This window comes from Microbacterium sp. UBA3486 (assembly GCF_002377845.1).
GTDB lineage: Bacteria > Actinomycetota > Actinomycetes > Actinomycetales > Microbacteriaceae > Microbacterium > Microbacterium maritypicum_A.
In genome coordinates this window covers 1-24,338 of the sequence record NZ_DFQP01000039.1, presented here as the reverse complement: position 1 = coordinate 24,338, position 24,338 = coordinate 1, and the positions used below count along the sequence as shown (strand labels likewise).

Sequence of the window (24,338 nt, the reverse complement as noted above, 5' to 3'; positions counted from 1 at the left end):
GTTCTCCGGAAGGGTCAGAGCTCTGGTTCGAGGATATCGAGGCGGACGGAGAGCGTGCTCTTGGTCGCACGTCCCTTTCGGCGACGCCCGCTCACTGCTTCGGCCACGACCGCGGCGCGCAGTGCGGTCGCCACCCGCGCTCCGGCGCCGTAGTCGAACCGGACGAGCGCCCGCACCCGTGGAGGGACGTCGTCGGATTCGACCGGGACGGGCCCCAGCACCGCGTCGGGAGGCAGCGCGAGCTCGGTCAGCGCGGCGAGAGCGCCGGAGACCGCGGGAGCCGACCCCTGGACCAGGGCCACCCGGGTCGTCGGCGGCATGTGCAGCGGAGCCCTGCTGTCGAGCTCCATACGGGCGTGGCCTGCCTGATTCCAGGTCGCGAGCGCCTTCGCGGCCGCGCCGTTCACTCCGACCAGATGGATCGGCGCGCCGGGTGCGGCGAGGGCCGCCGCGTTCGACCACCAGCGCAGGCAGGACTCGGCGACGCGCAGATCGGGTGCCTGGAGCATCCGTGGGCCGTCGAGCAGGACGACGGCACGATATCCGCCGTCGGCGATCGGCTCGGCACCACGGGTCGCCACCACGAGCGCGGGCTTGGAGGGAACCCGCTCCACCGGGTGCGCACTGTCGGCGACGATCACACGCACGCCCGGGAACGCCCGACCCAGTTCGTCGGCGGTGCGCTCGCTCCCGGATGAGGCCAACCGCAGGTTGGTGGAGGAGCACGTCGGGCACGACCATGCGCTGGCCGATCGACCGCACCAGGCGCACACCGGCACGGCACCGCGATGCTTCGCCCCGAGCGGACCGCCGCAGTGCGCGCATCGAGCCGGAGCCCGGCATTCCGCACACACCAGCGACGGCGAGAAACCCGGTCGCGAGACCTGCACGAGCACCGGTCCCTCTGCTGCGGCGGAACGGGCGGCGAGAAACGCGGAAGACGGCATCCGCTGGGCGGTGGGCTGTTCCATCTCCTGGGGCGTGCTGAGCACGACGCGGGGCAACACGCGGCGCGTTGCTCTGACGTCCTGCAACCAGCCGAGGGCGACCAGACGTTCCACATCGGTCGTCCGGGTGTGCCCGGCGAAGAGCAGCGCCGATCCCTCGAGCTCCTGACGCAGCAGCGCAGCATCACGCGCATTGACGTACGGGGCCAGCGGCTCCCCCAGGAGAGGATCGCCGTCGTCCCAGATCGCCACCATGCCGGCGACGACAGGCGAGTAGACCGCCGAACGGTTTCCCACCACGACGCACGGCGCGTCCTCGAGCGTGCGCAGGAAGCCGCGATAGCGATCGGGGTTGGTCTGACGGGAGTCATGGCGCACGATCGCTGCGACGGGCACGAGGACCTCGAGCGCGGCGAGAAGTCGATCGAGGTCACGGCTGTCGGGGACCACGATGATCGACGACTTCCCCGCGGCGAGCATCCGCGCCGCCGAGGCCGCCAGCAACCGGGACCATCCCTGAACCCCGTCGACGAGTTGCGGAATCGCCTCGACGGCCGCCCGTCCACCCGCATCGAGCACGACATCGAGGCCCTCGTAGAGTCCGACGGTCTCTTCTGCCGCGATGAGCGCATCCGCCGTCGGCGCCTCGGCCGGTGTGTCGGCGGTCCAGGCCTTCTCGACGCGCACCTGGCGCTTGGGGATGACGAGCCGAAGCACATCGGAGGCCGAACCCGCGGCGCGATCCGCCACGCGGCGTGCGAGCGTGTGCAGGCGCTCCGGAAGCACCGGCACCAGCGACACCACGCTCTCGACTTCTGAGAGCGCCCGGTCGGCGTCGTCCTCGGTGTCGACGTCGACGACATAGCCGTCGATCACACGCCCGGCGGAGCGCAGCGGGACCTGCACGCGAACACCACGCGGCACCTCGCCCCACTCGGGAGGCAACGCGTAGTCGAAGAGCCGATCGAGCTGCGGCAGGGGCGAATCGAGGAGCACGCGCGCGATGCGCCGGCTCTCCGGAGGCATCAGGACCGCGGTCCCATCAGAGCCCGGCAGCGCGACGCAGCTCTTCGGCGCGGTCGGTGCGCTCCCAGGTGAAGTCGGGGAGCTCGCGGCCGAAGTGCCCGTAGGCGGCCGTCTGGGCGTAGATCGGACGCAGCAGGTCGAGCTGCTCGATGATCGCCTGCGGGCGCAGGTCGAACACCTCGTTGATCGCCCGCGTGATGACTTCATCCGACACCGTGCCGGTCCCGAAGGACTCGACGTAGAGACCGACGGGACGGGCGACGCCGATGGCATAGGCGACCTGTACCTCGAGACGCTCCGCCAAGCCTGCGGCGACGGCGTTCTTCGCCACCCAGCGCGTGGCGTATGCACCGGAACGGTCGACCTTGGACGGGTCTTTGCCGCTGAACGCCCCACCGCCGTGACGCGATGCTCCGCCGTAGGTGTCGATGATGATCTTGCGACCGGTCAGACCGGCGTCGCCCTTGGGGCCACCGGTGACGAAGGGACCCGCGGGATTGATGTAGAGGGTGACGTCGTCGAGATCGAGACCTGTCGTCGCGAGCACCGGGTCGATCACGTGCGCACGGACCTGAGCCTGAAGCCCTTCCTGCGAGATGTCGGGGTGGTGCTGCGTGGAGACCACGACGGCATCGACGGTCTTCGGAGTGAAGCCGTCGTACCCGAGGGTGACCTGGGTCTTGCCGTCGGGACGCAGGAAGGGCAGCTCCCCGCTGCGACGCACCTCGGCGAGACGCTCCGACAGACGGTGAGCGGTCCACGCGGCCATCGGCATGAGCTGAGGCGTCTCGTTGGTCGCGAATCCGAACATGATGCCCTGATCGCCGGCGCCGAGGCCGTCGAGCGGGTCCACCGAGGACCCGTCGCGGTGCTCCTGCGCGCTGTCGACGCCATGGGCGATGTCGGTCGACTGCTCGCCGACCGAGATGCTGACGCCGCACGAGGAGCCGTCGAAGCCGGTGTCGCTCGAGGTGTATCCGATGCCGTTCACGACCTGACGGACGATCGTGGGGATGTCGACGTATGCCTCGGTCCGGATTTCACCTGCCACATGGACGAGGCCCGTCGTGACGAGCGTCTCGACTGCGACGCGCGAGCCCGTGTCCTTCGCGATGAGGCCGTCGAGGATGCTGTCCGAGATCTGGTCGCAGATCTTGTCCGGGTGCCCTTCGGTGACGGACTCGGACGTGAACAGACGCAGGGCGCTCATCGGTACTCCAGAACGGGACGGACGGAAGGAGGGTGTTGCACCCATTCTGGACCGCGCCTCCGACAGACGGGAGGCGCGGTCTCGAATATCACTCTGCGTGACGCAGACGGAGCTTGTCCTCGTTGATCTCGTGCAGGGCGATCGTGAGCGGCTTGTCCTCGACGGACGAGTCCACGAGCGGGCCGACGTTGTCGAAGAGGTTTCCCTCGTGCAGGTCGGAGTAGTAGTCGTTGATCTGACGCGCACGCTTGGCGGCGTAGATGACGAGCTCGTACTTCGAGTCGACGCGGTCGAGCAGGTTGTCGATGGGGGGATCGATGATTCCGTTGTTGTGTCCGGCCATGGTGAGACCTCCTGATCAGGCGACGGGATCGTCGCGAAGACGGTGCGAAAGGCGCGCGAAGACGCTCAGCGCGCAGAGCTTGTGGACAATTCTACGACCTCGCGAGCCGCGGTGGCGACGTCCTCGTTCACGACGAGGTGGTCGAACTCGTTCTGGGCGGCGAGTTCGACCTTCGCGGTGCGCAGTCGTCTGGCCCGTTCCTCGGCGTCTTCCGTGCCTCGCCCGACCAGTCGATGCACCAGTTCATCCCAACTCGGGGGCAGCAGGAATATCAGCGTCGCCGACGGCTCTGCACGACGCACCTGACGGGCGCCCTGGAGGTCGATCTCGAGGAGCACGGTCTTGCCCTCGGCCAGTGCGGCGTCGATCGGCGCGCGTGGCGTGCCGTAGCGGGAGCGGTTGTGCACCACGGCGTACTCGAGCAGCTCGTCGTCGGCGATCAGCCGGTCGAACTCGGCGTCGTCCACGAAGTAGTAGTGCACGCCGTCGATCTCACCGGGGCGGGGCGGCCGGGTCGTTGCCGATACCGACAGGTGGATCTCCGGGTTGTGCTCGCGGATATGCGCGGCGACGGTTCCCTTCCCCACAGCGGTGGGGCCGGCGAGCACCAGCAGGCGGCTCCGTGCGTCGCGCGGGGTCGGCACCGGGAAGCGCGAATCGAGCCAGGCCTCCAGCACCCGGCGCTGGCGCGCACCGAGACCGCCGAGACGCTTGACCGGGGAGATGTGCAGCTCATCGAGCACGCGGTCACGCTTGCCCGCACCGATCGCGGGGAGCGCGAGCAGGAAGTCGGTGATGCGCATCGACCCCTCCACCGAGTCAGCATCGGCCGTCGCGCGGTGCAGGACGGTCTGCGGGGTCACCACGCGCATCGTCAGGTCGCGTTTGACCGATGCCCTGGCGCGGCGCCGTTCCACGGCACGGCGGGCGGCCGCGGCCCTGTCGACCTCGGGAACCGTACGCTGCGCGTCAGGCACGCGCCACCTCCAAGTACTCGGCCGCACGCGCGGTGATGGCGGTCGCCAGGTCGGCGGGACCGGCGGAGAGGATGCTGCGGCTCTCACTCGCGATCACGGCATCCGCCATCGAGCCGAAGCGAAGGCGGAGATCAGCGGGAGTCGCGCCCTGCGCGCCGAACCCCGGAGCGAGGATGGGGGCGACCGGGCCGAACGGCGAAAGGCCTGCGGCCGCCCAGTCCACGGTCGCGCCGACAACGAAGCCGAAGCTCCCCCACTCGCCTGCGCCTGAGGCTGCGGCATTGCGTGCGGAGACCTCCCCGATGATCGCGGCAGACACCGTCTCATCGCTCGCAGTGATCGAACGCTGGATGCCCGCTGCCTCGGGGTTGCTGGTGGCGGCGAGCACGAACACGCCCTTGCCGTGCTCTTCGGCGAGGGCGAAGGACCCATCGAGGGCACCGACGCCGAGGAAAGGATTCACCGTGAGCGCGTCGGCTTCGAGCGAGGATCCCGGCGTCAACCACGCCTTCGCGTAGTCGTCCATGGTCGATCCGATGTCGCCACGCTTCGCATCGGCGATCACGAGCAGATCTGCGGCACGTGCCGCCGCGAGCACCTCTTCGAGAGCTGCGAAGCCTGCGGAACCGAAGCGCTCGAAGAACGACACCTGAGGCTTCACGAAGCCCACCCGACCGGCCGCCGCCTCGACGGTGCGGAGGCCGAACTCACGGACACCGTGAGCGTCGTCGGTCAGCCCCCACGCGGCGAGCAGTGCCGCGTGGGGGTCGACGCCGACGCAGAGCGGGCCCCGCGCACTCAGCGCGGACCGTGTGCGTTCGCCGAAGCGTTCGCTCACAGTGCCGCCTTCCGGTCCAGCGCGTACTCCTGCAGGCTCTTGACCTGGAAGCCCTCGTGGGCCGCGTCCATCCCGCTCACGGCCGCGCCGAGCACAGCCATCGTGGTGAACAGCGCCTTGTCGGCGGCGACGGCGGCAGCGCGGATCTCGTAGCCGTCCGCTCGCGCGGCACCACCGGACGGAGTGTTCACGACGATGTCGATCGAGCCCTCGTTGATGAGGTCCACGATGTTCTTCGCGCCCGACTCCTGCGTCTCGCTGTACTTCTCGACGACCGTGACGGCGATGCCGTTGCGCGAGAGGATCTCGGCGGTGCCCTCCGTCGCGACGATCGTGAAGCCGAGCTGCTGCAGACGGTGGGCGGGGAGGATGACGGCGCGCTTGTCCGAGTCGGCCACCGAGATGAACACGGTTCCCGAGGTGGGCATGCCGCCATAGGCAGCGGCCTGGCTCTTGGCGAACGCGGTCGGGAAGTCGCGGTCGATGCCCATGACCTCACCCGTGGAACGCATCTCCGGGCCGAGCACGGAATCGACGGTCTTGCCGTCGGCGGTGCGGAAGCGCTTGAACGGGAGCACGGCCTCCTTGACCGACACGGGTGCGTCGAGCGGAACGCGCGAACCGTCCTGCTCGGGAAGCATCCCTTCGGCGCGCAGCTCGGCGACCGTCGAGCCCGTCATGATGCGGCTCGCCGCCTTGGCCATCGGGATGCCGAGTGCCTTCGACACGAACGGCACGGTGCGGCTGGCGCGCGGGTTGGCCTCGATCACGTAGAGCACGCCGGCGCTGATGGCGAACTGCACGTTCAGGAGTCCGCGCACGCCCACGCCCTCGGCGATGGCCAGCGTGGCCTCGCGCACGCGGTCGACATCGGTGCGGCCGAGCGATACCGGCGGCAGCGTGCAGCTGGAGTCGCCGGAGTGGATGCCGGCCTCTTCGAGGTGCTCCATGACGCCACCGATGTACAGGTCGGTGCCATCGTAGAGCGCATCGACGTCGAGCTCGATCGCGTCGTCGAGGAAGCGGTCGACCAGGAGGGGCTTGCCCTCCTCGATGACGACCTCGCCCGCGGTGCGCACGAAGTAGTCGCGCAGCGACGCGGTGTCGTACACGATCTCCATGCCGCGTCCGCCGAGCACGAAGCTCGGACGCACCAGCACCGGGTATCCGATCTCCTCGGCGATGCGCACGGCACCCTCGACGTCGATCGCCGTGCCGTTGCGCGGTGCGACGAGACCGGCCTCGTCGAGCAGCCGCGAGAAGAGCTCGCGCTCCTCCGCGAGGTCGATCGCCTCGGGGCTCGTGCCGAGCACCGTATAGCCGGCGGCCTCGATGCCCTTCGCGAGTCCCAGGGGGGTCTGACCGCCGAGCTGGCAGACGACACCGAGGATGGTGCCGCTCGCGGCCTCCGCATCGAGCACCTCCAGCACGTCTTCGAGCGTGAGCGGCTCGAAGTACAGGCGGTCGGNNTCGGAGGGGTCGTAGTCGGTCGAGACCGTCTCCGGGTTGCAGTTGACCATGACGGTCTCGAAGCCGGCATCGGACAGCGCGAACGATGCGTGCACGCATGAGTAGTCGAACTCGACGCCCTGCCCGATGCGGTTCGGACCCGATCCGATGATGACGACCTTGGTGCGTTCGGACGGTTCGACCTCGGTCTCGAAGTCGTAGCTCGAGTAGTGGTAAGGCGTGAGAGCCGGGAACTCGCCGGCGCAGGTGTCGACCGTCTTGTACACCGGGCGGATGCCGAGACCGTGGCGCACGCCGCGGACCTCGGCCTCAGAGGTTCCGCGGAGCTCGGCGAGCTGTGCGTCGGAGAAGCCGTGTTCCTTGGCGTAGCGGAGCGTCGCCGCATCCAGTTCGGATGCCTGGCGCACGACCTCGGCGACCCCGTTGATCAGCACGATCTGGTCGAGGAACCACGGGTCGATCGCTGTCGCATCGAAGGCCTGCTCCACGGTCGCACCCTTGCGCAGCGCCTGCTGCAGGGTGACGATCCGACCGTCGGTGGGAATCTTCGAGATCTCGAGCAGCTCCTCGACGGAGCGGTCCTCCACGCCCCAGTGGAAGCTCGATCCGCGCTTCTCGAGCGAGCGGAGCGCCTTCTGCAGCGCGGTCGCGTAGTTGCGACCGATGGCCATGGCCTCGCCTACCGACTTCATGGTCGTGGTCAGCGTCGCGTCGGCGGCCGGGAACTTCTCGAAGGCGAACCGCGGCACCTTGACGACCACATAGTCGAGCGTGGGCTCGAAGCTCGCCGGTGTCACGCCCGTGATGTCGTTCGGGATCTCGTCGAGGCGGTAGCCGAGCGCGAGCTTGGCCGCGAGCTTCGCGATCGGGAATCCGGTGGCCTTCGAGGCGAGGGCGCTGGACCGCGAGACGCGCGGGTTCATCTCGATCACGATGATGCGGCCGTTGGTCGGGTCGACCGCGAACTGGATGTTGCAGCCTCCGGTGTCGACGCCGACGGCGCGGATGATGTCGATCCCGATGTCGCGCATCTTCTGGTACTCGCGGTCGGTGAGGGTGAGCGCCGGGGCGACCGTGATCGAGTCGCCCGTGTGCACGCCGACCGGGTCGACGTTCTCGATGGAGCAGACGACGACCGTGTTGTCGGCTGTGTCGCGCATGAGCTCGAGCTCGTACTCCTTCCAGCCGAGGATGGACTCCTCCAGGAGCACCTCGGTGGTCGGCGAGTCTCGCAGGCCGGCGCCGGCGATGCGGCGCAGGTCTTCCTCGTCGTAGGCGAAGCCCGAGCCCAGACCCCCCATCGTGAAGCTCGGGCGGACCACCATCGGGTAGCCCAGCTCGTCGGCAGCCGCCAGCACTTCGTCCATGGTGTGCGCGATGCGGGAGTCCGCCACGTCGGCACCGGCGTCGAGCACCAGCTGCTTGAAGATCTGGCGGTCCTCGCCCTTGTTGATCGCCTCGAAGTTGGCGCCGATAAGCTCGACGTCGTACTTCTCGAGGATGCCGTGGTTGTGCAGCTCGATCGCGGCGTTCAGCGCGGTCTGGCCACCCAGCGTGGGCAGGATCGCGTCAGGACGCTCCTTCGCGATGATCGTCTCGATGACCTGCCAGGTGATCGGCTCGATGTACGTCGCGTCGGCGAAGTCGGGATCGGTCATGATGGTCGCCGGGTTGGAGTTGACCAGGATGACCCGGACGCCCTCCTCGCGCAGCACGCGGCACGCCTGGGTGCCGGAATAGTCGAACTCGCAGGCCTGACCGATGACGATCGGGCCGGAGCCGATGACGAGGACGGAGTTGATGTCGTCGCGCTTGGGCATTACTTGGAGTCCTTCTGGCTTGCGATGACCAGGTCGCGGAACCTGTCGAAGAGGTAGTTGGCGTCGTGGGGGCCGGCCGCCGCCTCGGGGTGGTACTGCACCGAGAATGCCGGGATGTCGAGGGCGCGAAGTCCCTCGACGACGTTGTCGTTGAGGCCGACGTGGCTGACCTCGACCTTGCCGTAGCCGTTCGGGCTGTCGAAAGTGCCCTCGATCGGAGCCTCGACCGCGAAACCGTGGTTGTGCGCGGTGATCTCGACCTTGCCGGTCTGCTTGTCCAGCACCGGCTGGTTGATGCCGCGGTGACCGAACGGCAGCTTGTAGGTGCCGAGGCCCAGTGCACGACCGAGGAGCTGGTTGCCGAAGCAGATCCCGAAGAACGGCAGCCCGTCATCGAGCACCGCACGCAGCAGCTCGACATGGTCGCCGGAGGCCGCGGGGTCGCCGGGGCCGTTCGAGTAGAAGACCGCGACGGGGTCGACCGCACGGATCTCGTCGATCGTCACGTTCTGCGGAAGGACGTGCACCTCGAAACCGCGGGCGGCGAGGTTGTCGATCGTCGCCTGCTTCACACCGAGGTCGAGCACGGCGAGGTTTCCGATCCGCTCCCCCATCGCCGTCGTCACGGTGGCCACGTCGACCGAGACCTCGGCGGACAGGTTGCGCCCGGCCATCTCCGGTGCTTCGCGGACGATGCGCACCTGCTCCTCGGCATCGAGCGCCGCATCGGCACCGGAGAAGATCCCGCCGCGCATGGAGCCCGCCGACCGGATGTGGCGGGTGATCGATCGGGTGTCGATACCGCTGATCCCCACGACGCCGTCTTCGACGAGCACGTCGTCGAGCGAGGCGTTCGCGCGCCAGTTCGACACGACGCGGGAGGGGTCGCGCACGATGTAGCCGGCGACCCAGATGCGACGTGATTCGGCATCTTCGTCATTCATGCCCGTGTTGCCGATGTGCGGCGCCGTCTGCAGGACGATCTGGCCCGCGTAGGACGGATCGGTGATCGTCTCCTGGTATCCGGACATGCCGGTCGCGAAGACGACCTCGCCGAGGGTGCGGCCGCGGGCGCCGTAGGCGCGTCCGATGTGACGTGTGCCGTCCTCCAGGACGAGGACGGCGGGATCGGGAAGCGAGGCCGCGGGGGCCTGCCCGGAGGTTGTCGAGAGTGTCATGACTGTGCTCCTGTGTCGGGGGCGGCGGGGACGAGCCGCTGCAGGTCGGAGATGAGGTTCTGGGGATCGCCGGTGGCGAGGCGCAGGTAGCTGTCGACGATGGTGTCGTCGTCGATGTTCCAGGCGATGCGCACGAGGCCGCCGGGCTCCACGACGCGGTCGATCGTGACCGTGGCGCGGTCGATGGCGACGAGCCGGTCGTTCGCGAGGAAGACCGTCGGGGTACCGTCGAGGCAGAGGGCGATGCCGCGATCCGTGAGCGCGAGCTCGCCGCGGGCCCGGTACGCGAGAGGTGACACCGCGAGACGCTCGAGCGGCTGCTCGTGCCGTGTCGTCGACACGTACAGCACCTCGTCGCGGCGGGCGACCTCCGCGTGCTCAGGCACACCCAGCGGGGCCGTGAACACGGAATCGCGGCGGATTCGTCGTCGCCAGGCGAGAAGCATCACCAGCAGCACCAGGAGCGCGACGGCGATCGTGATCGCGACGGCGAGGTCCCGAGCGCTCATGCGCGGAGCTCCTCGACGACGCTGCCGCCGTCGACCGTGAGCACGCCGCCGTGGACCGTGTACTCCACTCGTCCGGGAAGCGCGCGGCCGAGGTACGGCGAGTTCACGCTCCGGCCGTGGAGGTCGGCCTCCGTGAAGACACCGTCGACCGCGGCGTCGTACAGCGTGAGCTGTGCCGGCTGACCGACTTCGAGCGGCGTGCCGTGTCCGGAGAGACGTCCGATGCGAGCGGGTGCCGCGCTCATCACACGCGCGATGTCGGCCCAGTCGAGCAGGCCGGTCTGCACCATCGACTGGTGCACGACGCGCAGCGCGCTCTCGAGACCCACCATGCCGTTCGCCGCTGCCTGCCACTCGCAGGCCTTGTGCTCGCTGGGATGCGGGGCATGATCAGTCGCGACGATGTCGATGGTTCCGTCGGCGAGACCCTCGCGCACCGCGAGCACATCCTCTTCGCGACGCAGCGGAGGATTGACCTTGTAGCGCGCGTCGTACCCGCGCACGAGTTCGTCGGTCAGCAGGAGGTGGTGAGGGGTGACCTCGGCCGTGACGTCGATGCCGCGCTTCTTGGCCCAGCGGATGATGTCCACCGAGCCCGCGGTCGAGAGATGGCACACGTGCAGTCGCGAGCCGACGTGCTCGGCCAGCAGCACGTCGCGGGCGATGATCGACTCCTCGGCGACCGCGGGCCAGCCGGCGAGGCCCAGCTCGGCCGACACCGTGCCCTCGTTCATCTGCGCGCCCTCCGTGAGGCGGGGGTCCTGCGCATGCTGGGCGATCACGCCGCCGAACGACTTCACGTATTCCAGCGCGCGACGCATGATGAGCGGGTCGAACACGCAGAAGCCGTCGTCGCTGAAGACACGGACCTGCGCGCGGGAGGTGGCCATCGCGCCCAGCTCGGCGAGCCGCTCGCCCTTCTGCCCGACGGTGACAGCGCCGATGGGCTGCACCGTGGCGTAGCCCGCCGCTTCACCGAGCGCGAGCTCCTGCTCCACGACACCAGCGGTGTCGGCGACCGGCGAGGTGTTGGGCATCGCGAAGACGGCGGTGAAACCACCGGCCGCGGCGGCGCGCGTTCCGGTGAGGATCGTCTCGGACGCTTCGTAGCCGGGCTCGCGCAGATGCGTGTGCAGGTCGACCAGTCCGGGCAGGGCGACGAGACCCGCTGCGTCGATGACCCGAGCACCCGAACGCTGCAGTCCGCTCCCGATCTCGGCGATCCGGCCGTCCTCGATGATGATGTCGGCGCTCTCGGCACCGAGCAGTCGTGCACCGGTGATGACGAGGGTCTCGCTCACAGGTCTCCCCCTCGTTCGTCGTCTCGTTCTCCTGCCAGCAGCAGGTACAGCACCGCCATGCGGACGGATACCCCGTTCGTGACCTGTTCCAGCACCGTCGAGCGGGGGGAATCGGCAGCTTCCGAGGAGATCTCCAGTCCCCGGTTCATGGGTCCGGGGTGCATGACAATGCTACCTGCCGGAAGACCGGCCACACGCCGTGCGTCCAGGCCCCAGCGTCGGGAATACTCCCGCTCAGTCGGGAAATACGCGGCATTCATCCGTTCCAGCTGGATGCGCAGCATCATCACGGCGTCCGGCTCTTCCGCCAACGCCTCATCGAGGTCGTAGACGACCCGCACCGGCCAGAGCGACACGTTCTGCGGAACCAGCGTGGGCGGCGAGACGAGCGTGACATCGGCGCCGAGCGTGGTGAGCAGCCAGACGTTGGAGCGCGCGACCCGAGAGTGCAGCACGTCACCGACGATCACCACGCGCAGACCGCTCAGGTCACGACCGCGACTGTCGGCGCCGAACCGGCGCTTGCGGATCGTGAAGGCGTCGAGCAGCGCCTGCGTCGGGTGCTCGTGGGTGCCGTCGCCGGCGTTCACGACACCGGCCGAGATCCAACCGCTGGTGGCGAGCGTCTGCGGCGCGCCGGAACCCGGGTGCCGGACCACGACCGCGTCAGCACCGATCGCCTCCAGGGTCTGCGCCGTGTCCTTCAGGCTCTCGCCCTTGGAGACGCTGGATCCCTTCGCCGCGAAGTTGATCACATCGGCGGAGAGGCGTTTGGCGGCCGCCTCGAACGAGATGCGCGTGCGCGTCGAATCCTCGAAGAAGAGGTTCACGACGGTCTTGCCACGCAGCGTCGGGAGCTTCTTGACCTCACGCGACTGCGTGTCGGACATGTCTTCGGCGACGTCGAGGATGCGCAGGGCTGTGGCCCTGTCGAGGGTGCGGGTGTCGAGGAGGTGTCTCATTCGCCGATCGTCACCTCCTCCGCGCCGTCGTTCTCGAAGAGGCGCACGTTGACCCGCTCGGTGCGGGCGGAGGGGATGTTCTTGCCGACGAAATCGGGACGGATCGGGAGCTCACGGTGCCCGCGGTCGACGAGGATCGCGAGGCGCACGACCGAGGGGCGCCCGATCGACTGGATCGCGTCCAACGCTGCCCGGATGCTGCGACCCGAGAAGAGCACATCGTCGATGAGCACGACGGTCTTGCCGTCGATGCCGCCGACCGGGATCTCGGTGGGTTGCGGGGAGCGTGTCGGGTGCTGGGCGAGGTCGTCGCGGAAGAGCGTGACGTCGAGAGCGCCGACCGGGACGGACTGCTGCGCGATCTCGCTGATCAGCAGCCCGAGGCGATGGGCGAGGGTCACACCGCGGGTCGGGATGCCCAGCAGCACCAGATTCTCGGCTCCTCGATTGGACTCGAGGATCTCGTGCGCGATACGGGTCAGCGCTCGTGAGATGTCGGCTTCGTGCAGCACGGTGCGCATGCTCATCGGCCGCTCCCTTCTCCGCCTCACAGGACGGTGTTAAAGGTTGCTTGTGATGTCAGTCTATCGGAGCGCGGGGACTCCGGCGGATCAGCTGGCCTCCTGCAGCACGGGGTCGGTGACCTCATCGATCTTGGAGGAACGGATCGGGTGACCGGCGGTCGACAGACAGCGCCCCGTCTTCAGGTCCCACTTCCAGTCGTGCATGCTGCACGTGAGGATGCCGTCCTCGTCGACCGTGCCCGTGCGGGTGAGGTCGGCACGCAGGTGCGGGCACCGGCGCTGCACGACCCAGTCGCCGATCTCGGCATCCTCGGTCTGGTCGGTCTGCTCCTGGTACCAGTTCTCGACGTACTCGATCCGATCCACGGAGAGGCACTTGAGGAACGTGGTGAGGAACTCGTTGAACTTGCCGCTGCGCCCCACGGAGAACTGCATCGAGAGGAAGATCGAGTTCGACCAGTCGATCTCGTGATCGACGATGTTCGTCGAGACCAGGTCTGCGGGGATGGTGTACCAGTAGATGCACTCCTCCCCGGCATACTCCCGGACCTTCGCGCGGGGGAAATCGACCACCATGTCGAGCTCGCCGATGCGGAAGCGCACGCACCCGCCGACGCCGAGTCGGATCGTGCGGGACTTCTTCAGCAGCGGCTCCCACCAGTTCTTGATCGCCTCGAGCATCTCGGCGGGCGGGATGATCGCGGCACGAGAAGCCTCCTCGTCGCGGATCTCCTGCTGTCGGCTCGCCCGCTGCTCCTCGAGGTAGTCCCACTTCTCATCGAAGATGTGGGAGATCTCGGCCTCGGTGTAGAGCGTCTGCTCGCTCGTGACGGATCCGTCCTCGACCGTGACGACCGTGCCGGGGATGAAGAGCTGCCCGTCGTACTGCGGCGCCAGCTCCTTCATGTGCGCGAGGAACTGCTTCTGGTCGGTGAAGATCGACTCGCCGTTCTTCCCGAGACCGTTGAAGTCGAACAGGTCGTCACGCAGGAACATGGGCGGGCCCGCCATCGGGAAGACGTGCGGAGCGTCGACCTTCTCGATGTAGTACATGGCGCGCTTGTTCTGCGCTTCGCGCTTGAGACGGGCGAAGTTCTGCTTGGCATCGAGAGGCAGGTCGTAGACCATGGGCCACCAGATCGCGCCGGACACCTGAGTGAAGTAGGCGTCGGGCTTGCCGAAATCGAGCAGCTTCTCGAGATCGAGCGGGTGGGAGTCGTTCTGGTTCAGCATCGAGCCGGTGCCGTCGTCGACGCTCAGCGAGGAGTCACCGATCGGACCGTCGCTGGGGGCTCGCAGCGGCGTGATCATCATCTTGAGCTCGCCGCGCTGGATCACCTGCCCGGCCGGGGCGTACGTGATGTTCGTGTAGCCGAGTGCCCGGATGTCCTTCTCGAGGTCATCGGTCGGGTACTCCGGAAGCAGCACCTCGATGTCCTTGCGGATGTAGCGTTCGAGGAGCCGCGGGTCGAAGTGGTCGCGGTGCCGGTGCGAGATCCAGAGGAAATCGGCTTCACGCCCGAAACGCTCCCAGTCCAGGCCTCGGTTGTCGGGGAACGGGAACCAGGATCCGTAGAACGAGGGTCCGAGGACCGGGTCGCAGATGATGTTCCCGCCGACCGTCTCGATGAACATCCCGGCGTGGCCGAGTCCCGTGATCCGCATTGCATTCCTCCCGAAAGTGAACCGTTCGATTGTACCGACGGCTCCCTGAACGCCCGGTCGACCCGGCCGTGAGTATTCCGGTCAGCCCTCGAACAGCCCGCGGATGTCGTCGGCGGAGAGCGATTGCGCGAACAGCGCCTCGTCGTCGAGCACGGCGGTGAACAACCGGGCCTTGCGGCGTTGCAGGTCGAGCACCTTCTCCTCGATCGTGCCGGTGGAGATCATGCGGTACACGAACACCTGGCTGTCCTGACCGATGCGGTGTGTGCGATCGACGGCCTGCGCCTCGGCTGCGGGGTTCCACCACGGATCGAGCAGGAAGACGTAATCGGCCTCGGTCAACGTGAGGCCGAAGCCGCCGGCCTTCAGGCTGATGAGGAACACCGGCTGCTCCCCCGAGGTGAAGCTCTCGACGACCTTCTGCCGGTGACGTGTCGACCCGTCGAGATGCGCATAAGGAATGCCGGCGGCATCGAGGCGCGCCGCAGCCAGGTCGAGGAACGAGGTGAACTGGCTGAACACGAGCGCCCGGTGCCCCTCCGCCTGCAGCTCGATCACCCGCTCGAGCAGCACGTCGAGCTTGCGCGAGCCGATCTTGGCGTCTTCCGGATCGATGAGCCCGGGGGCAAGGCTGAGCATGCGCATCAGTGTGAGCGAGCGGAAGACGATGAAGCGGTTGCGATCGAGGTCTTCCAGCAGTCCGAGCACCTTCTGCCGTTCGCGCTGCAGGACCACGTCGTAGAGCGCGCGATGAGACGAGCTGAGCTCGACCTCGAGGATCTGCTCCTGCTTCGCCGGGAGGTCGGGGGCCACGAGCTCTTTCGTCCGTCGCAGCAGCAGGGGACGGATGCGCCGCCGCAGCTGCTCGAGGCGTCGCTGCCGATAGGTGCCCCCCTCCTCGTTCTCCGGGACCTTTCCCTGCTCGATCGGCTGGATGTAGTGTTCGCGGAACTTCCGCGCAGAGGCGAACAGGCCGGGAGCGGTGAGCTTCAGCAGCGCCCACAGCTCGCTGAGGCTGTTCTCCATCGGGGTGCCGGTGACCGCGAACGTCACGTCCGCACGGAACGAGGCCACAGCACGATGCAGCTTGGTCGCCGGGTTCTTCACGAACTGCGCCTCGTCGAGGATGAGCCCTGCCCACTCGACAGCGGCGTACTCGATCTCATCCAGACGGGCGACGGCATAGGTGGTGATGACGAGGTCGACCTCTCGGAGGCTGCCGTCGAGCGGTGGCCCCTGGGTGCTCCCCCGGAGCATCACACGGAGCGCGGGAGCGAAGCGCTCAGCCTCGCTGCGCCACGTGGCGAGCACCGACGTGGGGACGATCGCGAGGAAAGGACGCTTCTCCCCTGATTCGCGAGCGTGCACGATGAGCGCCAGAAGCTGGAGCGTCTTTCCGAGTCCCATGTCGTCGGCGAGGATGCCTCCCAGGCGATGGCTCCACAGGAAGGCGAGCCAGTCGAGACCCTCCTTCTGATAGGGACGGAGCTCGGCCGTGATGCCCGATGGCACAGCGACTGGGGGCACCGAGGTGGCGCGGCGGAGTCCGTCGGCGATCGCCCGCCATGCGACGGCGGGAACGGCTTCATCGGCGAGGTCCTCGAACTCCTCCCAGAGGTCGGTCTGGTAGCGGCTGATCCGTGGACCGGTCTCCCACTCGTCGAGGTCGCCGGACTCGTCGATGAGCTCCCGGAGACGATCGAGCGCTCGATGGTTCAGGGAGAAGTAGCTGCCATCCACGAGGAGGAGCTTCTTGCGGCCCTTGCTGAGCGCCGTGAACAGCGGTTCGAACGGGATGGTGCGCCCGTCGATCTTTACCAGGACTCCCAGGTCGAACCAGTCGGGGTCGCTGCTCTCGACGGTGGATACGGTGATCTGCGGCTCGCCCGTGAGCTCGTGATAGCTCTTGCGACGACCGGATACGGAGACCGTGACGCCCTCGGCCTCGAGCGCCGGCACCATTCGGGTGACGAACTCGGCGGCGGCGACGTCGTGGAAGGAACCCTCCGAAGCGAGATCTTCGCCCAGCTGCTCCATCCAGACGGCCTGGAGCGCGTCTCGGAGCATCTCCTCCGCGACCGCGTCGCGCACGGCGTCTCCTCCGGGAGCGAACGGGACCCGCCCGAACCCGCGATACTCCCACTCGAAGGCGTATCTGACCGTGTCGCCGCGCAGGAAGGACAGCTCGAGCACCGGACGGGGGGCGGGCAGCACCGGCAGCTCGACGCGACCGACCGGACGCACCTCGATGCGGCGGCCGAGCAGCGGGTAGGCGTCGCGGAAGAACGCGGCTTCGTCATGCGCCGGGACTTCCACGCCCGCCCCCGCGCCGAGGAGCGCGTGCACCGGGGCACTGATCGGCACCTCGGCGAGAGTCACACGCATGGTCGTACCGCGTTGCTCGACTTCGTACAGCCCGCTGTGACCGATGGTTCGCACGCCGGCCGGGTCCGCCTCTCTTCCATCGATCATGACGTCAGGGCGCACGAGGAGGCCGCCCGCGTCGTCGCGTCCGATGGTCGCACGGATCTCGGCGCGGTCGGCGAGGATCACGGTCGTGCTCTTCTGCGTGGCGACGAGGGGGATGCCGACTTCGGCGCCCGCGCGCAGGTGTCGCCAGAAGAGTCCGGATTCGATCAGATCGGCGACCAGCCAGTCCCCGGCTGTGCCGGAGAGCAGTGTGTCGCGGGCGATGCTGAGCAGATCGGCGAACCACCGCGAGCGATCACGCCCGTACTGCGTCGGTGACCGACGCACCGCATCCCACGTGGCTGTTCCTTGCACCCAGGCCCCCGTCGCTGCGCTCCTCTCGAGCGGACGGATCCCGAGGAGGATCTCGCCGGAGCGCTTCCCGACGTCGCGCGCAGTAGCGGTGCGCTGCGGGCGCGAGGCCCACGGATTCGCACCACGACCATCGCGCAACCGGAGTTCGATACCGAGCGCGAGAGCCGTCTCGGCACTCCCCTGTCCGGCGCCGAGCATGATCCGCCAGTCAGCGGATGACGGACGCTCCGCGCGGGAAGCATCATGAGGGAGCGACATAGGGCCATCCTCTCCGACACCACCGACAGCGACACCACCGAAAGCGACGCCGCGGACACTGATACCGCTGACGGTGAGAGGGCCGACCGCTTCTCCGGTCGGACGGATCAGGCGGCGCGGGCGACTCGCGCGAGGACGCCGTGCACGAAGGCGCCGGAGTCATCGGTCGAGAACTCCTTGGCGAGTTCCACGGCCTCATCGATCGCGACAGCCGTCGGAACGTCGTCGTTGTAGAGGATCTCCCACACGCCGATCCGGAGCAGCGCGCGGTCGACCGCGGGCATCCGCTCCAGCTTCCAGTCGCGGCTGTGCGTCGTGATCTGCTCGTCGATCTCATCGCGCGAGTCGATGATGCCGTCGACGATCTCGCGGGCGTAGAGCCAGGACGCCTCGCGGGCGGGCTCGCTCGCGGCGCGCTTCGCCTCGGCGGCCAGCGTGACCGCGAGGTCGTCCCCGCGCACATCGGCGGAGAACAGGATGTCGAGAGCGCGCTTGCGCGCCTTCGTCCGGGCGCTCACGCCTTACTTCTCGCGGCCGAGGTAGTCACCCGTGCGGGTGTCGACCTTGACCTTGGTGCCGGCCTCGACGAAGAGCGGCACCTGAATCTCGTAGCCGGTCTCGAGCGTGGCGGGCTTGGTGCCGGCCGACGAGCGGTCGCCCTGCAGGCCGGGCTCCGTGTAGGTGATCTCGAGGACCACTGACGCCGGGAGGTCGATGTAGAGCGGGTTGCCGTTGTTCAGGGCGATCGTGACGGCCTGGTTCTCGAGCAGGAAATTCTTCGCGTCGCCGACCGTCGCGGCGCCGACCGTGATCTGGTCGAAGTCGGTCTGGTCCATGAAGACGTAACCGTCGCCATCGGTGTACAGGTACGTGTAGTCGCGGCGATCGACGTTCTCGATCTCGATCTTGGCGCCGGCGTTGTACGTACGGTCGACGACCTTACCCGAGACGACGTTCTTCAGCTTGGTGCGCACGAAGGCGCCACCCTTGCCGGGCTTGACGTGCTGGAACTCGATGACGCTCCAGAGCTGCCCGTCGATGCTGAGGACGACGCCGTTCTTGATGTCTGCGGTAGATGCCATGCGCTGCGAGTTCCGTTCGTGAGTCTGCGGGGTCGGACGAGACCGACAGTCGATTCTAAGGGATGAGTGCTGCGAGCTGCCGCACGGCGTCTGCGTAGCCGTCGACACCGCGTCCGACGACGCGCACGGCCGCGACGTCGTCGAGGTAGGAGTGGTGCCGGAATTCCTCCCGGGCGTACACATCGGAGATGTGCACCTCGGCGAACGGCAGCGAGACTCCGGTGAGAGCGTCGCGCAGCACCACCGACGTGTGCGTGAGTCCGCCGGGATTGATCACGATCGCGGCGCAGTCCTCACGGGCGGCGTGGATCGCGTCGATCAGCACCCCTTCGTGATTGCTCTGCACCGCACGCACCTCGAAGTCGTGTTCTGCAGCGGCGGCGATGGTGATGCGCTCCACGTCGGCGAGCGTGGCCGTGCCGTACACCTCGGGTTCGCGCGAACCCAGCAGGTTCAGGTTGGGTCCATTGACCAGGAGGATGCGCCGGCTCACGCGCCGACCTCCTGGTAGGCGGCGAACATCAGCGATTCGTCCGGGGCCTGCAGCACCGTCGGCTTCGCGATGTCGTCGAGGAGGATGAAGCGCAGCATTCCGCCGCGGCTCTTCTTGTCGCGCTGCATCGTGGCGAGCAGCTGCGGCCAGGCTCCTGCGCGGTACGAGGTCGGAAGCCCCAGCGACTCGAGGATGGTGCGATGACGCTCGGCCGCGGCGTCGGAGAGGCGTCCGGCGAGACGCGAGAGCTCGGCCGCGTACAGCATGCCGACCGAGATCGCGGCGCCGTGACGCCAGCGGTATCGCTCTGCGTGCTCGATAGCGTGTCCGAGGGTGTGGCCGTAGTTGAGGATCTCCCGCAGGCCCGCCTCCCGGAAGTCGTCCGAGACGACCTCGGCTTTCATCGCGATCGCGAGTTCGATGGCACGACGGAACTCGTCCGTCGTGGGGTCAACGGCACGAGCGGGATCCGCCTGGACGATGTCGAGGATCTCCGGCGCCCAGATGAATCCGGCCTTCACGACCTCGGCGAAACCGGCGGTCGCCTCGTTCGGGCTGAGGCTCGCGAGCTCGTCGAGGTCGCCCACGACGGCGCGCGGCGCCCAGAACGCACCGACGAGGTTCTTGCCCTCCGCCGTGTTCACCCCGGTCTTGCCGCCGACCGCCGCGTCGACGAGGCCGAGGACCGTGGTCGGCACCTGGATCAGCTGCACACCGCGCAGCCACGTCGCCGCCACGAAGCCGGCGAGGTCGGTGACCGAGCCGCCGCCGTAGCCGATGACGGCGTCACTGCGCGTGAAGTCGGCCTGCCCCATCACCTGCCAGCAGAAGGCCGCGACCTCGATGCGCTTGCCCTGCTCCGCATCCGGGATCTCCGCGAGCAGCACCTCACGCGGCCCGTCCGCGGTATCGGCGAGCAGGCGATCGCGCAGCTCGGCTGCCCGTGCGGCCAGCGTCGGCGGGTGCACGACCAGGATCTTGCGCACCCCCGGAGCCAGCGCAGTCGAGACCCGTTCGAGGATCCCCCGTCCGATCGTGATGTCGTAGGCGTCGCTACCGGTGACGCTGATGGTCGTCGTGCTCATCGCTGCTCTCTCCTCCATGCCACGATCTCGTCCGCGATCTTCTGCATCGGACGACGTGAGGTGTCGAAGGTCGCCGATGACACCTCGGCGTACCACCCCCGACGTTCCTCGAAGATCTTCTTCCAGCGCTCCAGGGGGTCCTCCCCCGCCAGCAGCGGACGATTGCTCCCACGGAGCCGGTCGGCCACCGCGTCGGGGCTCACTGTCAGGAACACGACCGGGTGCTCTGCCAGCAGCTCCCGGGTCGCCGCTTCCGTCACCGCCCCGCCACCGAGGGAGATCACCCCGCCCTCGGCGAGGGCCTCTGCCACCGCCGCCCGCTCGAGGGCACGGAAGTGCGCCTCGCCGTGGGCCTCGAAGATGCCGGCGATGGGTCCGTGAGCGGCCACGATGCGCTTGTCGGTGTCGATGAACGCGACGCCGAGCCGACGGGCGACGCGTCTGCCGACGCTGGTCTTGCCGGCGGCCATCGGGCCGACCAGCACCAGCGTCAGCGGATCAGCCCCGCTCGTCATGCGCGATGAGCGCCGCCTCGGACGCGGGGGTCGTGCGCAGCTCGGCAGGGATGCCCGCCAGGTACCCGTCGAGGTTCCGTCGCGTCTCCCGGATGCTGTCACCGCCGAACTTCTCCAGCACGGCGTTCGCGAGCTCGACCGCGACCATCGCCTCGGCGACCACACCGGCGGCTGGTACCGCGCATACGTCGGAGCGCTGGTGGTGGGCGGTGGCGTCGTCTCCTGTCGCGATGTCGATCGTCCGCAGCGCGTGCGGCACCGTCGCGATCGGCTTCATGCCGGCACGCACGCGCAGGACGGTGCCCGTCGACATGCCGCCCTCGGTGCCGCCGGCACGGTCGGATCCGCGCGTGATGCCGTCGGCGGTCGCGAAGAGCTCGTCGTGCGCGGCCGAGCCGCGACGACGGGTGGTCTCGAAGCCGTCGCCGACCTCGACACCCTTGATCGCCTGGATGCTCATCAGGGCCTGGGCCAGACGCGCGTCGAGGCGTCGGTCCCAGTGCACGTGGGAGCCGAGTCCCGGAGGCAGCCCGTACGCGAGGACCTCGACGATCCCGCCGAGCGTATCGCCGTCCTTCTTGGCGTCGTCGATCTCGGCCACCATCAGCGCGGAAGTCGCCGCGTCGAAGCACCGGAGCGGATCGGCGTCCAGCGCCTCGACGTCATCCGGCGTGGGCAGCGCGGAACCCTCGGGTACGCGCACCGGGCCGATCGACAACGTGTGGCTGACGAGACGGATCCCGAGCTCACCGAGGAAGGAGCGGGCGATCGCTCCCAACGCGACACGAGCGGCCGTCTCGCGGGCGCTCGCACGCTCGAGGATCGGACGCGCCTCGTCGAAGTCGTATTTCTGCATGCCCACCAGATCGGCGTGCCCTGGACGCGGACGCGTGAGAGGCGCGCTGCGTCCGCGAGACTTGTCCGTGAGCTCGACGGGCTCGGGGTTCATGACCTCGATCCACTTGGGCCATTCGGTGTTGCCGATGCGCAGCGCGATCGGACTGCCGAGGCTCCGGCCGTGGCGCACACCGCCGGAGATCGTGAGCTCATCCTGCTCGAACTTCATCCGCGAGCCGCGGCCGTAGCCCAACTTGCGACGGGCGAGATCGGCCTGGATGGCCTCGGAGGACACAGGGACGCCGGAGGGCAGACCCTCCATGACGGCGATGAGTTCTGGGCCGTGCGATTCGCCGGCTGTGAGCACGCGGAGCATTGCTCCAGTCTCCCACGGGTTCACACCCCCGCAGCGCCGCGTTTCGTCGAGCGAGCGGTTCGGTTCAGAGCGCGGCGCGCATCGCGGTGATCACCGCAGCCTCGTCGCGGAGCTCCATCGTCGGATCGCCGTGCCGGAAGATGCGGATCTGGCGCACGGCCTGATGCAGCAGCATGCCGAGTCCGGAGATGGCCGGGCCCTCGCTCCAGGTCATCGCGAGAGCTGACGGCCACGGGGCGTAGGCGGCGTCGAAGAGCGAGCCGCCACTCGACGACAGCACCGAGGCGATCTCCGCGGGGAGAGCCGTGCCGCTGGGCAGGGTGGCCACGGTCAGCTCGACGGCCGGAGCAGGCGCATCGAACGCGCGTACTTCCACGATGAGGCCGAGCCGCTCCCCGAGATCCACCAGCGCCGCCGCGGGAGCAGCGCGCCGAGCACGCACGTCGACGCGCGCGGCCCCGATCTCGGCTGCGGCGACGAGAGCCGATGCCGCGGTGGCCCCGGCCCCGAGTATCCGGACCCGTTCGACCTCGGCGATGTGCGCCTCGGCGAGGGCATCGACGATCCCTCCGACATCGGTGTTGAACCCGGCCGGCTCTTCTCCCAGGAGGAGCGTGTTGACGGCGCCCGTGAGCTGCGCATGACGATCCCGTGTCGCCGCCGCGCGGAACGCCTCTTCCTTCAACGGCATCGTGAGGGAGAGACCACGCCAGGTGTCGTCCAGTTCGGCGATCGCCGAGGCGAACCCTTCCGCCGAGACCCGGCGCCTTCCGTACTCCCAGTCCAGGCCGAGCACACGATAGGCGGCCGCATGCAGCTCCGGCGACTTGGAGTGCGCGATCGGATCGCCCCAGACCGCCAACCGTGAGCGCGTCACCGTCTCAGCAGCCGCCGTCGGGGTTCGCACGGCACCACTCACGCCACTTCTCGATGCCCTGCTCGTGCTCCGCCATGGTCTCGGAGAACTGGGTCTCCCCCGTGGCGAGGTTGATCGTGACGAAGTACAGCCACGGGCCGTCAGCCGGCTGCATCGCCGCCTTGATGGCCGCGTCGCTCGGGCTGGCGATCGGTGTCGCCGGCAGGCCGGTGCGCACGTAGGTGTTCCACTCGTTGTCGTCCTCGAGCGCTTCCTTCGAGCTCGACACGACGCCTTCGTGCAGCGACCCGTAGCCGTACTGGGCGGTCGAATCCATCTGCAGCTTCATGTCGATGTCGAGACGGTTCTGAATGACGCGGGACACCTTCGCGAAGTCGTCGAGACGGCCCTCGCGTTGGATGATCGAGGCGATCGTCAGGATTCGTTCGGCATCCGCCGGCGGTACTCCTGCCGCGTCGAGCGACTCTCTGGTGCGGTCGACCATCCGCTGGATCACCTGAGGTGCGGTGACCCCGGGATCGAACTCGTACACTGCGGGGAACAGCCAGCCCTCCAGGCTCGGCGCGTCCACGCCGTAGGCCGAGGGGTCCTGGACCGCAGCCTCGAAGTCGGCGAGCGGAAGCCCGAGGGTCTCGGCCATGCCGGGCAACGAGGACACGATCGTGCCCCCCTCGGAGACCGAGACGGCATTCGCCATCTTGTTCGCGTCGTCCTTGAGCGCGGCGAGGGCGGCCTCCGCCGTCATCTTCTTCTGCAGGCGGTAGACGCCCGGATAGAACGTGACCGCGAGGTTCTCTTCGACGATGTAGTCGTAGAACACGTCCTCGGTCTTCGTGACGCCGGCCTCATAGAGCGCCGTCGACACCGGCCCCCCGGTGTCGCCCTGCTTGATCGTGACGAGGGCTTCGCCGTTCGCGAGACCGGGCTCCCAGTCCTTCGACTCGCCCCAGCCCATGGCATCGCTGATCTTGTCGCCATAGGTGTTCCAGGCCCAGGCGCCCCCCGCCGCGATGCCGCCGAGCACGGCGAGCACGATGATCAGCGCGATCAGGCAGCCCTTGCGGCGCTTCTTCTTCGGCGCCGCGGGAACATTGTCGTCGTGCGGGGCGAACAGATCGTCGAGCCCGCCGCCGATCGCCGGTTCGGGCGTTTCGGCCGCTGCCGAGGTGCGACCGGTGGCCGCCGCGGCCACCACCCGCGGGAGAACACGCGTGGGAGTCTCTGCGGCGTCGGCCGAGGCGCGAACGGGTGTCGGCGACGG

21 protein-coding genes are annotated in these 24,338 nt (G+C 68.4%); all 21 read right to left on the bottom strand.

What is annotated here, in order from left to right; genetic code table 11:
* Window positions 1-14 precede the first annotated feature (14 nt).
* A complete protein-coding gene (locus B2869_RS04900; RefSeq protein ID WP_292763364.1) occupies window positions 15-1,973 on the bottom strand; it encodes a primosomal protein N' in 1,959 nt (652 codons plus the stop codon).
* Window positions 1,974-1,989: 16 nt separating this feature from the next.
* The gene (gene metK / locus B2869_RS04895; protein ID WP_292763362.1) at window positions 1,990-3,183 is read right to left on the bottom strand and encodes a methionine adenosyltransferase; all 1,194 of its coding nucleotides are present in this window, start codon (window positions 3,181-3,183) and stop codon (window positions 1,990-1,992) included.
* Between the two features lie 88 nt (window positions 3,184-3,271).
* Window positions 3,272-3,526 carry a DNA-directed RNA polymerase subunit omega gene (rpoZ, locus tag B2869_RS04890; RefSeq protein ID WP_017204385.1) on the bottom strand — a complete coding sequence of 85 codons (255 nt, stop codon included), beginning with the start codon at window positions 3,524-3,526 and terminating at the stop codon, window positions 3,272-3,274.
* 65 nt (window positions 3,527-3,591) lie between these two features.
* Window positions 3,592-4,503: a guanylate kinase gene (gene gmk / locus B2869_RS04885; RefSeq protein WP_021200608.1), complete on the bottom strand. Its 912-nt coding sequence runs from the start codon at window positions 4,501-4,503 to the stop codon at window positions 3,592-3,594.
* Window positions 4,496-5,341, bottom strand: coding sequence for an orotidine-5'-phosphate decarboxylase (gene pyrF / locus B2869_RS04880; protein WP_021200609.1), 846 nt, complete (start codon window positions 5,339-5,341; stop codon window positions 4,496-4,498). Before pyrF ends, gmk begins: the two co-directional genes overlap by 8 nt.
* Window positions 5,338-8,631 carry a carbamoyl-phosphate synthase large subunit gene (gene carB / locus B2869_RS04875; RefSeq protein ID WP_292763347.1) on the bottom strand — a complete coding sequence of 1,098 codons (3,294 nt, stop codon included), beginning with the start codon at window positions 8,629-8,631 and terminating at the stop codon, window positions 5,338-5,340. The genes pyrF and carB overlap by 4 nt, the downstream gene beginning before the upstream one ends.
* Complete coding sequence (carA, locus tag B2869_RS04870) at window positions 8,631-9,809, bottom strand: glutamine-hydrolyzing carbamoyl-phosphate synthase small subunit (protein WP_029259253.1); 1,179 nt, start codon at window positions 9,807-9,809, stop codon at window positions 8,631-8,633. Before carA ends, carB begins: the two co-directional genes overlap by 1 nt.
* Window positions 9,806-10,318 (bottom strand): hypothetical protein, encoded by a 513-nt coding sequence (locus B2869_RS04865; protein WP_136024902.1) that lies wholly within the window; start codon window positions 10,316-10,318, stop codon window positions 9,806-9,808. The genes carA and B2869_RS04865 overlap by 4 nt, the downstream gene beginning before the upstream one ends.
* Window positions 10,315-11,619, bottom strand: a complete 1,305-nt coding sequence (locus B2869_RS04860; protein WP_292763341.1) for a dihydroorotase — start codon at window positions 11,617-11,619, stop codon at window positions 10,315-10,317. Before B2869_RS04860 ends, B2869_RS04865 begins: the two co-directional genes overlap by 4 nt.
* Window positions 11,616-12,581, bottom strand: coding sequence for an aspartate carbamoyltransferase catalytic subunit (locus B2869_RS04855; protein WP_021200614.1), 966 nt, complete (start codon window positions 12,579-12,581; stop codon window positions 11,616-11,618). The genes B2869_RS04860 and B2869_RS04855 overlap by 4 nt, the downstream gene beginning before the upstream one ends.
* A complete protein-coding gene (gene pyrR, locus B2869_RS04850) occupies window positions 12,578-13,108 on the bottom strand; it encodes a bifunctional pyr operon transcriptional regulator/uracil phosphoribosyltransferase PyrR (protein ID WP_021200615.1) in 531 nt (176 codons plus the stop codon). Before pyrR ends, B2869_RS04855 begins: the two co-directional genes overlap by 4 nt.
* An 84-nt stretch (window positions 13,109-13,192) precedes the next feature.
* On the bottom strand, window positions 13,193-14,770 hold the full coding sequence (locus B2869_RS04845) for a Rieske 2Fe-2S domain-containing protein (RefSeq protein WP_021200616.1): 1,578 nt from the start codon (window positions 14,768-14,770) through the stop codon (window positions 13,193-13,195).
* An 81-nt stretch (window positions 14,771-14,851) separates the two neighbouring features.
* The gene (locus tag B2869_RS04840; RefSeq protein WP_292763337.1) at window positions 14,852-17,812 is read right to left on the bottom strand and encodes a DEAD/DEAH box helicase; all 2,961 of its coding nucleotides are present in this window, start codon (window positions 17,810-17,812) and stop codon (window positions 14,852-14,854) included.
* A gap of 107 nt (window positions 17,813-17,919) precedes the next feature.
* On the bottom strand, window positions 17,920-18,330 hold the full coding sequence (nusB, locus tag B2869_RS04835; protein ID WP_021200618.1) for a transcription antitermination factor NusB: 411 nt from the start codon (window positions 18,328-18,330) through the stop codon (window positions 17,920-17,922).
* A gap of 3 nt (window positions 18,331-18,333) precedes the next feature.
* Window positions 18,334-18,894 (bottom strand): elongation factor P, encoded by a 561-nt coding sequence (gene efp / locus B2869_RS04830; RefSeq protein ID WP_021200619.1) that lies wholly within the window; start codon window positions 18,892-18,894, stop codon window positions 18,334-18,336.
* 55 nt (window positions 18,895-18,949) lie between these two features.
* A complete protein-coding gene (gene aroQ / locus B2869_RS04825) occupies window positions 18,950-19,387 on the bottom strand; it encodes a type II 3-dehydroquinate dehydratase (protein ID WP_292763333.1) in 438 nt (145 codons plus the stop codon).
* A complete protein-coding gene (gene aroB / locus B2869_RS04820) occupies window positions 19,384-20,472 on the bottom strand; it encodes a 3-dehydroquinate synthase (RefSeq protein WP_292763331.1) in 1,089 nt (362 codons plus the stop codon). The genes aroQ and aroB overlap by 4 nt, the downstream gene beginning before the upstream one ends.
* Entirely contained in the window at window positions 20,469-20,987 is a 519-nt protein-coding gene (locus B2869_RS04815) for a shikimate kinase (protein WP_136024908.1), read from the bottom strand. Before B2869_RS04815 ends, aroB begins: the two co-directional genes overlap by 4 nt.
* Complete coding sequence (gene aroC, locus B2869_RS04810; protein WP_292763328.1) at window positions 20,971-22,200, bottom strand: chorismate synthase; 1,230 nt, start codon at window positions 22,198-22,200, stop codon at window positions 20,971-20,973. The genes B2869_RS04815 and aroC overlap by 17 nt, the downstream gene beginning before the upstream one ends.
* A gap of 64 nt (window positions 22,201-22,264) precedes the next feature.
* Window positions 22,265-23,077 carry a shikimate dehydrogenase gene (locus B2869_RS04805; RefSeq protein WP_292763326.1) on the bottom strand — a complete coding sequence of 271 codons (813 nt, stop codon included), beginning with the start codon at window positions 23,075-23,077 and terminating at the stop codon, window positions 22,265-22,267.
* Between the two features lie 4 nt (window positions 23,078-23,081).
* On the bottom strand, window positions 23,082-24,338 hold a 1,257-nt coding region (gene mltG, locus B2869_RS04800), incomplete at its 5' end, for an endolytic transglycosylase MltG (protein WP_292763324.1).